The sequence below is a fragment of the Planctomycetia bacterium genome, assembly GCA_021413845.1.
Classification (GTDB): Bacteria; Planctomycetota; Planctomycetia; order Pirellulales; family PNKZ01; genus PNKZ01.
Map to the genome: position 1 here is coordinate 37389 of JAIOPP010000027.1, position 11958 is coordinate 49346.

Annotated in this window: 14 protein-coding genes and 1 pseudogene; 7 read left to right on the forward strand and 8 right to left on the reverse strand. The window is 60.3% G+C overall.

Annotation, left to right across the window (positions count from 1 at the left end):
* Positions 1 to 158: 158 nt before the first annotated feature.
* The 5 genes and pseudogenes from K8U03_06360 to K8U03_06380 form a co-directional block, all read right to left on the reverse strand.
* Positions 159 to 1310, reverse strand: a complete 1152-nt coding sequence (locus K8U03_06360) for an iron-containing alcohol dehydrogenase (GenBank protein MCE9604514.1) — start codon at positions 1308 to 1310, stop codon at positions 159 to 161.
* Between the two features lie 136 nt (positions 1311 to 1446).
* A complete protein-coding gene (locus K8U03_06365; protein MCE9604515.1) occupies positions 1447 to 2895 on the reverse strand; it encodes an aldehyde dehydrogenase family protein in 1449 nt (482 codons plus the stop codon).
* A 50-nt stretch (positions 2896 to 2945) separates the two neighbouring features.
* Positions 2946 to 3200, reverse strand: a complete 255-nt coding sequence (locus K8U03_06370; GenBank protein MCE9604516.1) for a type II toxin-antitoxin system HicB family antitoxin — start codon at positions 3198 to 3200, stop codon at positions 2946 to 2948.
* 23 nt (positions 3201 to 3223) lie between these two features.
* A pseudogene (locus K8U03_06375) lies at positions 3224 to 3418 on the reverse strand (type II toxin-antitoxin system HicA family toxin).
* Positions 3419 to 3420: 2 nt separating this feature from the next.
* Complete coding sequence (locus K8U03_06380) at positions 3421 to 4527, reverse strand: hypothetical protein (protein MCE9604517.1); 1107 nt, start codon at positions 4525 to 4527, stop codon at positions 3421 to 3423.
* Positions 4528 to 4974: 447 nt separating this feature from the next.
* On the opposite strand from K8U03_06380, the gene K8U03_06385 reads away from it, so the two are divergent.
* Together K8U03_06385 and K8U03_06390 are read left to right on the forward strand one after the other, a co-directional pair.
* Positions 4975 to 5178, forward strand: coding sequence for a type II toxin-antitoxin system HicA family toxin (locus K8U03_06385; GenBank protein MCE9604518.1), 204 nt, complete (start codon positions 4975 to 4977; stop codon positions 5176 to 5178).
* Positions 5159 to 5542 (forward strand): type II toxin-antitoxin system HicB family antitoxin, encoded by a 384-nt coding sequence (locus tag K8U03_06390; protein MCE9604519.1) that lies wholly within the window; start codon positions 5159 to 5161, stop codon positions 5540 to 5542. The genes K8U03_06385 and K8U03_06390 overlap by 20 nt, the downstream gene beginning before the upstream one ends.
* Here K8U03_06390 and K8U03_06395 read toward each other — a convergent pair.
* Complete coding sequence (locus tag K8U03_06395; protein MCE9604520.1) at positions 5539 to 6438, reverse strand: alpha/beta fold hydrolase; 900 nt, start codon at positions 6436 to 6438, stop codon at positions 5539 to 5541. The genes K8U03_06390 and K8U03_06395 overlap by 4 nt on opposite strands.
* A complete protein-coding gene (locus tag K8U03_06400; GenBank protein ID MCE9604521.1) occupies positions 6438 to 6902 on the reverse strand; it encodes a hypothetical protein in 465 nt (154 codons plus the stop codon). The genes K8U03_06395 and K8U03_06400 overlap by 1 nt, the downstream gene beginning before the upstream one ends.
* Positions 6903 to 7317: 415 nt before the next feature.
* Here K8U03_06400 and K8U03_06405 point away from each other — a divergent pair, with 415 nt between their 5' ends.
* The 5 genes from K8U03_06405 (at position 7318) to K8U03_06425 (ending at position 10889) form a co-directional block, all read left to right on the forward strand.
* Positions 7318 to 7875 (forward strand): hypothetical protein, encoded by a 558-nt coding sequence (locus K8U03_06405; GenBank protein MCE9604522.1) that lies wholly within the window; start codon positions 7318 to 7320, stop codon positions 7873 to 7875.
* The gene (locus K8U03_06410; GenBank protein ID MCE9604523.1) at positions 7872 to 9653 is read left to right on the forward strand and encodes a DEAD/DEAH box helicase; all 1782 of its coding nucleotides are present in this window, start codon (positions 7872 to 7874) and stop codon (positions 9651 to 9653) included. The genes K8U03_06405 and K8U03_06410 overlap by 4 nt, the downstream gene beginning before the upstream one ends.
* Before the next feature lie 95 nt (positions 9654 to 9748).
* A complete protein-coding gene (locus K8U03_06415) occupies positions 9749 to 9958 on the forward strand; it encodes a type II toxin-antitoxin system HicB family antitoxin (protein ID MCE9604524.1) in 210 nt (69 codons plus the stop codon).
* 8 nt (positions 9959 to 9966) lie between these two features.
* On the forward strand, positions 9967 to 10194 hold the full coding sequence (locus K8U03_06420; protein ID MCE9604525.1) for a type II toxin-antitoxin system HicA family toxin: 228 nt from the start codon (positions 9967 to 9969) through the stop codon (positions 10192 to 10194).
* Between the two features lie 275 nt (positions 10195 to 10469).
* The gene (locus K8U03_06425; protein MCE9604526.1) at positions 10470 to 10889 is read left to right on the forward strand and encodes a hypothetical protein; all 420 of its coding nucleotides are present in this window, start codon (positions 10470 to 10472) and stop codon (positions 10887 to 10889) included.
* A 299-nt stretch (positions 10890 to 11188) separates the two neighbouring features.
* On the opposite strand, the gene K8U03_06430 is transcribed toward K8U03_06425, so the two are convergent.
* Positions 11189 to 11958 (reverse strand): amino acid transporter (locus K8U03_06430; protein ID MCE9604527.1); only part of this gene is annotated, 770 nt, incomplete at its 5' end.

Consider the following 11958-nt stretch of genomic DNA (forward strand, 5'->3'; position numbering starts at 1 on the left):
GAGCCCCGCAGTGACGAGCCGGAGACGACGCCTAATGCGAGAGAATAAAATCGCGACCTGCATAGCGCTGATTCTCCCGAATGAAGCGGTGTAGTTTGAAACGGTGTAGTTGGAACTGTGTCAACGAAGTCGAACCGTGCGACGACCGACCTTACATTCTAATAAGCGGCTCGATACAGGGCGAGAAAATCATCGGTCGTTAACGGGCGGGGATTGAACGTTCCGGTCCATTGCTTGGCCGCATCGGCCGCCATTTGCGGCAAGATTCCTTCATCGACGTCGCAAGCGGAGAGCTTTCCGGCGAGGCCGGCCGTGTCGACCATTTGGGCGAGGAAATCCGCCAGCCCGGCCGGACCCGACGCCACGGAGGGGGCTCCATTCGTGCCGGACACATAGGCCAACAGCTCGCAATACCAATCGCGGTGCTGCTCGCCGTTGAAGCGAATCACATGCGGCAACATGAGGGCGATCGCTTGGCCGTGAGGGATGCCGAAGTGGGCCGTAAGCGGATTCGCCAGCGCGTGCGTGGCACCGAGCATCGAGTTTTCGATCGCGGTGCCCGCGAGAAATGCGCCGAGTTGCATCTTGCCGCGCGCATCCAAATCGTCCGGCTCGCGCAGCACTCGCAAGAAATTCTTCTCCAGCAACCGCCATGCCTCGCGGCTCAGCAAGATCGACATGAAGTTGCGCTTCGTCGTCACGTAGGTCTCGAGCGCATGGGCGACGGCGTCGATGCCGGTGAGCGCCGTGACGCGTGTCGGCTGCGTGACGGTGAGCGTCGGATCCAACAGCGCGACCTTGCACGCGGCCTTCTTATCGCCGCATGCCATCTTCACGTGCGTCTCGGCATCACTGATCAGCGCAAACGATTGGGCTTCGCTGCCGGTGCCGGCCGTCGTCGGCACGGCGATCATCGGCAGCATCGGCTTCGTCGCTTTGCCGATTCCCCAATAATCTTGCATCCGTCCGCCGCACGAATAGACGAAGTTGATCCCCTTCGCGCAGTCCATGCTGCTGCCGCCGCCGAGGCCGACGACCAGGTCGGGCCGGAACTCCCGCGCCACGGCCGTGCCTCGTTCGACATGCTCCGTCGTTGGGTTCTCGCCGACGTCGGAGTAGATCAGCGTCTCGAGGCCGGCTTTGTGTAACGCATCGACTCCGCGCGCCGTGTGCCCGGCGCGAATGATGCCGGGATCGCTCACGACCAGCACGCGACTCCCACCGAACTCCTTCGCCAAATCCCCAAGCTGCTCGATCCGATTCGGACCGAAGACAAGGCGGGTCTGCAGCAGGTAGTCGAAAGGTGCCATGCGGGGAAAACCAGAAACCAGAAACTAGAAACCAGAAGAAATACGAATCATGAAACGATGCCTCGACTCCGGCATTGAAATTCGACCTTCCCTTTTCTAGTTTCTGTCTTCTGGTTTCTGATTTTATTTTTGGTTTCTAGTTTTTGGTTTCTAGTTTCTTGAGCCGTTCCGGCGTCGTTTGATAGGCACGATTCCGGAACAGGAACTCGACGATGTTGCCTTCGTGCGGTTGCAGCCAATCGAGGCGGATCGTCGGAACGGGGCCAATGTTCAAGCGGTCGATGTGGACGGCGTCGGTTAGTTTGCGGGCCCAAGCTTCGTCGTTGGTGATGGCCGTGCAAACGAGGGTCGGGCCGATCTGTTCGAGCATTTGATCTTGCGCGCATTTCACGACCGTCGTGAACGGGAACATGAACTCGTCTTTCGCGATGCCGGCGGAAGATGAGTCGCAATGCACGACCGTCGGCCGCAAGTAGGCACAGCGCTCAAGCTCGACCAAGCGTGGGCCGTATTTCTCGGTGGCGTGCGTAACGCCCGACTCCGCGAACTTGCTTTCGATGAGCTTCCAAATCGATTGCGCAGCGCCGGGAACCGTGAATGCTGCGAGCGCGGCAGCCGGATCTTCCGGCGGCTTCGCTTCGATCGGCCCGATACGCTCGGCCAATGCCGCTGCGATCTCTTTCGTGTGCCTTGAGGCCCAAATGCCCGAGGCGTTGATGCAACCACGACCGCTGTTGGCGAAGACGCTGTCGACCATCACGTCGAGATACTTCGGCCAATCGTCGACGATGTCGTCGCCGAGGAGAATCTTCGAGAAGCCCGGCCCGTGGGCCTGCACCTTCGGGTTCCCCTTATAGCGCTCGATGGTGGCGGTGCCGCCGAAGATCATACTGCGATCGCAATGCGAAAGCACGGCGGGGCCGACATCGTGGCCGCCGGGATAGATCGAGATCGCTTCGCGGGGAATGCCGGCTTCGTAGAACGCCGAGGTAAGACGATACGGAGTCCAAGGCTCTTGCGCGCCGGGCTTGAGCACCAAGCCGATCTGGAGCGGAATCATCGGAAGCCACAGCGTGTGGACGCCCGGCGAATTCGAGGGGAGCACGAGCCCGACGACCGGCGATTGCGCTTGGTAGCTGACGATCACATTGCGGCTCTCCATGCCGAAGCCACGGCTCAAGATGTTGGGATCGAGCCCCCGCGTGAGAGCGTCGATCATCTTGTCCATATTCGTGAGAACGAAATGGTTCTTCGTCATGTTGGCCTTCGCCATCGCGACGGGCAGGCCGGTGCTGGCCGACTGTTGCTTCGCAAAGTCGTCGGGCGTTTGCACGCCGTCGCCCATCGGCAGCGTGCCGGTGAGATAGAGATCGGCGGCTTTCTTAATGCGCTGCAGCAACTCGGCAGGAGGAATTTCGCGCAACACATCGCGTGCGCGCTGTGCGAATCGCATATCGCGCTGCAGCAACCCACCGTTGGCTTGGCTTACCTTGGCGATCGTCTCGCCGGTGAGGAAGTGCTTGACTTCGCTGACTTCGAGCGATTCATACGGCTTGCCCCAACGGAGCACGGGGATGTTGAGCACTGGCGGAAACTACCTTATTTACGTGTCAAAGAGAGCAACAAGCACTTTAGCTACGACGCAACCGATTGATTCAGCTCAACCTCAACCCAAGTGCAAAATTCTTCATCGGACTGATCGTCGAACGAAAACTCGATGTGATGCGACGGCGTGGGAATCGCTTCGCCTCCGGCGGCCATAATTTCAAGATGCCCCTCAAGCGCTTGCGAAATCATTTCCCGTGCATGATCGATCGTTGTCGCAGTCGCTACGCACCCCGGAACGTCCGGCACATCGACGCTGAAGCCCGTGCGAGTCCGACGAATCATCACTGCGTAACGGAGAGTATGGCTCATGGCTTTAATCCCGCTTGCTTCAGAATAGTTGCGACGGTTCGTGGATGCATATCTTCGCCTGGTCGACCGGCTACCGTCACCGTCCCTTTTTTCGTCGGATGGTGATAATGACGATGACTGCCGGTTTGTCGCACGAAAAATCATCCGTCGTCATGCAACAAACGGAGGATTTCGCGAACCTTCGCAGGCATCGTTAGTACACACCCACGGTTGTCGCTTCGGCCAATTCGTGGAACGGGCGAACGCCGCTTACGCCGTCCCAAGGGTACTTCTCGAACGGCATTTCGCGCTCTCCTTCGTCGCGCTCCATGAAGCCCGGCACGAAGAGTTCCTTGGTGAGCGTCGTGAGCTTTACGCGGCCCGTCTTGCCGTAGCCGACCGTGGTGTTGTAGTCGTTGAACTCGACGACTTCCGTGCAGGCTCGAGGCTGCGGGGCGTAGTAGGAAATCTTGTATCCGTCGGCCGCCGTGACCGGCTTCGAGCAGGCGAGGCCCATCAGCGTGTTGCCGTAGGTCGGGGTCATGTAGACGCCGTCGAGATATTCTTCGGTGACGAAGCGGGTCCACTGCGGCGTGAACTCGGTGCCGCCGGAGAAGATGCCCTTAATGCCGACGCTCTTTAAGGTCTTGCCTTGCTTCTCGAGCGCTTGGCAGAGGCTTTCCAAGAGCTTCGGCGTCGTGAACATGCACTGCACGTTGTGATCGGCGCTGAGGATCGTCAGGGCTTGGTCGATGCAGTGCTTTTTGTATTCTTCGAGGTGTTCCATCCACCCCTTCTTGATGAGCTTGATGACCCAGCGAGGGTCTAAGTCGACGCAGAAGCTGATCCCGCCGCGCACTTGCGCGAGATGTTCGACGGCGAGCCTTAAGCGTCGCGGGCCGCTCGGGCCGAGCATCAGCCAGTTTGCTCCGCGCGGGAAGTATTCGTCCGACAGCGTTTCGCTGAAGTTCGAGTAGTCGGTGCGCCAGTCGTCGTGCGAGACGCGGCTCTTAGGAATGCCGGTCGTGCCGCCGGTTTCGAACACGTAGAGGGGCTTGTCTTGCAGTTGCTTCGGCACCCAACGCCGTACCGGACCGCCGCGGAGCCACTCGTCTTGAAACTCCGGGAACTTCTTCAGGTCGTCGTAGACCTTCACTTCCTTGAGCGGGTCGAACTTGAGCGACTTTGCATACTCCAGCCAGAACGGGCAACCGGTCGATTCGTGAAAATGCCACTGCACGATCTTATGCGTGTGGGCATCGAGCCGTTTCTTAGCGGCATCGGCTTTCGACTGGATCTCGGGAGTAAGCGACTGGCTCATGTGTTTTCCTCAGACGGTGCTATGACGAGCGGAGTTTCTATTGGGTGACCAAACGGTGTTCGGTGCCGGCGCAAGCGGAATTCAACGACCGACGACTCACGGCCTGCTCGGCGGCGCATGCCGCGAGGGAAAGGCCCGACGAACGATCGGCTGATGGTGGGATGATTGCGGAGGGGCGGGGGTCGGCCGCCCGCTGTGTACAGCACTGCGGAAGGGCCGAAACCAGGAGCCTTTACGTTACCCCAGCCGCCGACCGCTCGCAACCGCCCGATATAACCCATCCAAACGGGCACATTCGGGCCAAATTAAGAGCGTTGCGAGTTGATTTCTTCGCACACTAGAATTCGCCCTTCGTTCGGGTGGATTACGTCAGCGATTTTGAGCTGAAATTATGCATGAAGTCGGCTAAAGAAATCGTTTGAAAATGTATAGCCTGGGATATACTCAATGGCGGGCGAGCGCAGATTCAGCGAAGTGCGGGCCATGCTGGAGGCGGCGGGTTATCAACTCGATCGGATCCACGGCTCTCACCACATTTTCACGAAGCCCGCGGCACCGCTGTTCTCGATTCCCGTTCATCACGGCAAGGTTAAACCGTTTTATGTGCGCCAAGTCGCGAAACTCACGGAACGTGGACCGGAGCCGGGCTGAGGCCGCGAAAAGTTTGCGGGCCGAGGCCAAACGCTACGCCGACTCGTATCAAATCATCCTGCAATTTGAAGACGGCGAATGGTACGGTCGCGGCTTGGAGTTGCCGCAGGTATTCGGCGACGGCAAGACGCCCGAGGCTTGCGTGGAGAATACGCGCGAGGCGCTGGAGGGGGCCGTCGCGTTTTTGCTCGAACAAGGCCAACGACCTCCGGCAGCGGCAACGACCGGCCAACGAACCGAGCAAGTGAACGTTCGCCTCACGGCCGAGGAGAAAGTCTTGCTCGAAGCCTCGGCGAAGCGGAAAGGATTCAGCGGTCTCAGCGAGTTCGTGCGCGCAGCCGCCATCGAGGCGACGACGACTTAGCTGAGCTTGCCGAGCCACCGCTCGATCGAGTCGAGGAGCGCCCCTTGCACGCCTGTGTAATGGTGGTCGCCACCGGCGATTACGGCGATGTGGAGCTTGGCTCCTTGGTCTTTCGCTTCTTGCAGCGCTTCGGGGAATCCACGAAAGGCGATTCCTTGCATCACTTCCTGCGAGCCGAACGTGAATAGGGTCGGCAGCGCGAGGCGGTCGAGGTAGCGGAGCAGGTTGTATTGCTCGCTCGGGCCGTATTTTTCGAGGTAGCCCGAGGCCGTGATGACGTAGGGGAGTGGGAAGCGGATCTGCATCAGGGCGTCGGGCTCTCCGGCGGCGATGTGGCGCTCGGCCGTGGCGAGTTCTTCCAAGAAGCCCGGTGCGCGGACGCTTGCGGCGAAGTGGGAATACGACAACCGCGGCGGCGACACGACGACCACGGCTGCAATGCCCGGCAGCGGGCCATGCACGGCGGCATACACGCACTTCACCGCTCCCAGGCTGTGCCCGACGAGTGCGATACGTCGGTAGCCGCGCTCGGCTAAGAGTTGGCACCAAGCCGCGAGATCGAGCCGACATTCGTCGACGCGCTCGTAGGCCGAGCCGATCGTCCGGCTGCCGGTCGAGCCGTCGGGATTGCGAACCAGGGCCGAGCAGATTTGATCGTGGCCGCGCGTATTAACGACGAGCGCCGCGAGGCCGCGCGCGGTGAACCGCTGCGCGATATAGGTAAGGAACCGGGAGCCGTAGAAGTTGCTACCGGTGCCGTGGATGATGAGCGCGGCATCGAAGCCTGAGAGACCGAAGCCGGAACCGTCGGTAGCTTGTTCCGATTGCGGAAGATGTAATGCGCCGTCGAGGCGAAGTCCGTCGCCGGCCGTGGCGTCGACGAGTTCTTGGCCCACTAGCCGTTCGACGGGTTACTGCTCAACGTCGCCAGGACTTGCAGCACGCCGTTTAAGTGGGCCATGCGCGGGCCGAAGCGGTCGACGAACTCGTTGAGCATGAAGTCGCCGTCGGTCAGGGCCTCGGCGTTGGTGTTCACTTCGCGGGTCATCGTCTTCAGGAATTCCGTCTGCACGCGCGAGAGGGTCTCGGCGGCGCGGCGGCAGCTACGAACTAGGCCCGGGTTCGCGGCCTTCCATTGAGCTAGTTCTTGGTTGCGCTGACGTTGGTTGTGGCAGAGGTGGCTCACCAACTCTTCCATGAGCTCGGTTTGCTTGTCGAGCGAGTCGCGAATGTCTTTGAGAACTTGCGAGGTCGGCTCCGGAGCTTCCGGTGCCTGGGCCTCGCCCAAGTGTTGGGGGAGCGCCGCCGAAACTTCCAACTGCGTGTAAATCGGCGGACGGGAATGGCTTTCGTGCGACATCGAGCTTGCCCCTGGCGGATCCTATTCTCTAAGGGTGCCAGTATAGGCGTCGGCCGCGCGACATGTCGAGCAGTTTGTAACGGCCCTAAGGAAAATCGGGCCGACATTTACGCCGTATTTGTTTTGATCTGCCGGAACGATCCTGACAATTTGCCCAAGTTAAGGCTTTCTTCGGAGGTCCTATCGGGCGAGGGCTCTCCAGAGATCTGCATTCGTGGCTCCGGAAGGAGACGGAATGCGTGGAGTACCGCAGGTTGCCGGAAAACTTTGCCGGCACCGCTGCGCCCGGTGCGGTTTGTCGTTTCAAGTCCTTCGACCCGCGACCCGATACCTACCGCAGCGAAGGCCGTTCGCGAAGGATCGCGAGCAATGCCGGCAGCTATCGAGTGGTTAGCGCAAGGGAGGGGGGCAGCGCATGAGTTCGGGTGACAAGAAGGCAGCTTCAGCCATCGGTTTCTACACGGTTGTCTCGCACGAGCAGCATGGGCTGTTCGGCGGCTTCCTGCTGCTGAACCGTACCGGTCGCCCCCTCGAATTCCACTGCACCGCCCCGATCCGCCCCAATCGGGCCCAGGAAATCCTGTACGGCACCTCGCTCGAATCGTATCTCTACGGCGAGGCGATCGGGAGCACGCTCCTGTCGAAAGCTTCGTGTCCGATCGACTTTTTGTGCGTCGAAACGCCGGCGGCTTTGGCCGTGCGGGAGTTTTGCGAAGCGCCGGTCGCGCTGATTTCGCGCCGCGGACAAACGGCCGACACGTCGTTGCCGCTCTATCGGGTCGATGCCGCGCATGAGCGTGGGTTATACCATTTCGATATCGGGCCCCATTCAGCCGCCGTCGCTCGCCGCTATGCCGACGACGCCGCGACCCTGACCGAGCGGTTCCCGAAACTAGCCGAGAACTTCGATCTCGAGGAACCCTTCGTGCGGATTCGCGGCGCTATCGAAGAAGCGCAGCGAGGAGGCCGATGAGCGAGCCTAGATTGGATCTCACGCCGGCCGTTCGGTCGACGACCTTCGAGCCGTCGAACGACTCGTCGGGCATGTCGCTGCTGCTCGTCCCTACCGTAACGACGCTTGCTTGCTGCGTGCCGAAGATCGGCGTCGCCTCTTTGCCGATTCGGGCAGACAAGCTCAAGGTTCGCAGCTTCTACTTTCCGCAGAGCGGTAACTGGCGCGAGAAGTTCCTCGCCGCGCAGGCAGCCGCGCAAGGCGGGTTGCAAGGGAAACCGAGCGCTGAGGCCTCGGCTGCCGAAGCTGCGAAGAAAATCGCGAGCGCAATGCCGAAATCGTCGACGCATATTGCGCCGCCGAAAGATATCGTGAAGCTCGAAGACCGACTGTATTACGTCTTACAACCGCCGCTCGAATCGGTCTTCACCGGCGGCACGCTCGACTTTCCGTTTACGCCGTTCCCGTACCAGTTCGAGGGGATCGCGTTTCTCTATCCGCGCTTCGCCGCGATCTTGGCCGACGAGATGGGCCTCGGTAAGACGATGCAGGCGATTACGACGATTCGCTTGTTGCTGCATGCCGGCGAAGTGCGCAGCGTGTTGATGGTCTGCCCGAAGCCGCTGGTGACGAACTGGCAGCGCGAATTCGCCACATGGGCACCGGAGCTCCCGATCACGATCATCGAAGGAGACCAGGCGAAGCGGCGCTGGCAATGGAGCCAAACCGAGTCGCCGATCAAGATCGCCAACTATGAAGTCGTCGTGCGCGATCGCGAGATGATCGAAGACCCTGAATTGAAGTTCGATTTGTGCGTGCTTGATGAGTCGCAACGGATTAAAAACCGCAACGGCACGACGGCCGAAGTCGTCTGCTCGATCCACCGGACGCGCAGTTGGGCGCTCACCGGAACGCCGGTCGAAAACTGCGCGGACGACTTAGTCGGCATCTTCGAGTTTCTGCAGCCGGGCTATCTCACGCCGGGCATGAAACCCCGAGCGATGGGAAAACTCGCCGCCGACTACATCATCCGCCGTACGAAAGACAAAGTCCTCACCGAGCTGCCGCCGAAGATGTTTCGCGACGTCGAGATCGAACTCACGACGCATCAACGCGAGACCTATCGCATCGCCGAAGAAGAAGGGACGGTTCGGCTCACCGACATGGGGCCCGGCGCGACGATTCAGAACGTCTTCGAGCTCGTCATGCGGCTCAAGCAAATCTGCAATTTCGACTCCTTCACCGGTGAAAGTGCCAAGCTCGAACGGCTCGAAGCGGATCTGGAAGAGGTCGTCGCCAACGGTCGCAAAGCGCTGATTTTCAGCCAATGGGTCGACACGCTCGAGCGCCTCGGAGAGCGGCTCGCGCATCTCAACCCCCTCTACTACCACGGAAAAATTCCGCACAAGAAGCGCGATGGCGTCATTCAGGAGTTTAAGCAAAGCAAAGATCGCCACGTCCTGCTGATGAGCTACGGTGCGGGAAGCGTCGGTCTGAACCTGCAATTCTCGCAATACGTGTTTCTGTATGACCGCTGGTGGAATCCGGCGATCGAAGACCAGGCGATCAATCGGGCCCATCGGATCGGCGCGGCGGGCCCTGTGACCGTCACACGCTTCATCGCCGCCGATACGATCGAGCAACGGATCGACCAACTACTCCGCGACAAGCGCGAGCTGTTCGACACGATCTTCTCCGACGCCGAACCGACCGCCGTGAACGCCGGCCTGACGCACGACGAAATCTTCGGCCTCTTCAAGCTCCGCAGCCCTCAAGGCCCGATCAAGTTCGCGGCTTGATTTCCGGTCGCTCGGGGCCGAAATCGATGCGCTTACGATACGCGCCGTGATATAATCACTTGTAGGCGACATTCTCAGCTTTCCGAGTTCTTCCGATGCATACTTACACCGCCGTCATCGAAAAGTGCGGACAGACGGGCCTCTACGTCGGCTACGTTCCCGGCTTTCCGGGTGCGCATTCGCAAGGCGAAAGCCTGGAAGAACTGCGCGAAAACCTGACGGAAGTGATTTCGATGCTCATCGAAGACGGGGAACCGAAACTCGAAGCAGAGTTTATCGGTACGCAAACCGTCAGCGTTCGCTAGGTGTTGCGATGCCCCCGGTGCCGGTCTTAAAGCCTCACGAAGTCGTCGCGCTGCTGACGGCGTTGGGTTTTATCGAGGTGCGGCAAAAGGGTTCGCATAAACAGTTCCGACACGCCGACGGCCGAGGCACTACGGTCCCTTATCATCGTGGCCGCGATATTTCTCCGATTCTCTTACGCAAGATCGCTCGCGATGTCGGGCTGAACGTCGAGGACTTGCTGCGCGCCGGCAAGTAGAGCGCCGGCTCTCGCGTAGCCGCCCAAGCTGGAAACTTTGTTAAAGTTATCCGCTTGACCATCGAGCCGATCCTACGCGCGATAGGGTTTTCCGTCGTGGCTCGCCAATTGGGCGATTTGCATTTCGGCATTGACCGCAAGGGGAGGCTTTTCGGAAAATTTGCGTAACTGATCGATCCCTTGTACTGTCAAGGGTGTCTTAGTTCCGGCTCCCGGCTAGGCACGGATCTCTGGGCTCGGCCCGCGGAGTAATTCTTCGGAGGAGAACGTTCGGTATGCTCAAACATATCGCCGCAGGGATTGCGGCCATCGGTCTCGCCATGCAGGGATCTCTCGCATGGGGTGCAACCACGGCTCCGCCGGTGCCGCCGAGTTGCATGCTTTCTCCCGGCGATTACGTGCTCAGCATCCGCCTGTTCGACGACGAGTCGTCGCACCATGAAGAAGAGGAAGTCGAAGTCGTTATTCAACGGGGCAAAGTCTTGTTGAAGCTGACCGACGATCCTCAAGTTCACTTCACCGGCCAGATGCCGCTCTCGACGCTCACCTTCCGCTTCGGCGACGGCCAAGACGACGTCGTCCTCCGCGGCAACCTCACGACCGACGACGCCCTCGAAGGAATCTTCGTCGTCGAATCGTTCGGTGTCGGCACCGAACACGGCACCTTCACGTTGAAGAAGACGGGGAAAAAGTAAGAGCAGGGATCAGGGGTCGGTGATCAGGGCTCAAATGAAGAAGCCAGCTTGCGCCTCGATCTTCCTCTCGACTTCCTTCAATAGCCCGGGGTGCATACCCCGGGGCGCCGCGCTTCGCCCCTGCTCATATCATTCGTGAGCCTGCTTTACGCTGCGTGGCAATCAAGCAGCGCGCTTCGTTGTTGATTTCCCCGGGGTATCCACCCCGGGCTATTGAACGGAGAATAGCGCGCGATTGACTTCGCTACGCGCTTTCTCGTCTGACCCCTGATCTCCGACCCCTGACCCCTCTCCGCCCCCTACCCGATCACCACGCGAGGTTGTCGTTCCGGGTCGTTTTGGGCTTTGTTGATCAAGGCCCGCACCATCCACGGCACGTTCCCTTCGCCGAACAGTAGGAAGCTGAAGCTTGCGGCCAGCGGGCTTTCGTCGGACCAGCCGAAGTGAATCTCCGGCGGCTTGCCGAACACCGAGAGTTCCAGCGCCGCGGCAGCCACGGCGTGGGCGATCGAGACGCAGCGCGTGATCCGGATAATGAACTTCCCTTCGGTCTCGATCACTTCCAACAGAGGAATGTGTCCGAACTCGCTCGGGTCGCCCAACTCCGCCTCGACGAACACGACCGGCACTTCCGGCGGCAGGCGATGCAGAATGCGAATCGCTTGTTCTTTCTCTTCGAGTCCGCGCCGGCCCGGCCGATGCGGCACGAGCACCGGGAACTCCAGATGCTTGAGACTGTCCCAGAGGAACTTCGAAGTTGCATCGGCGAAGGCGAAGCCGTCGAAGCGCATCTCGGTGCTGCGCGAAAGGCGCGACGCGAACGACAAGATCAACACCGCCACGATGAAGCACGCGGCGATCTTGATGCCGTCGGGCCGTTCGAGCATGTTGGCCCCGGTCGTGTACACGAACACGACACCGATCGCCAAATACTTCCACGGAATGCGGAACAAGATGAATTTGCCTGCGCGGCTGCGGTACACATCGATCACCGTCGCCACGCACGCACTGCTCATCAACACGAGCACGCCCGTCGCGTAGGCGCCACCTTGCGCGCTGACGTCGGCGT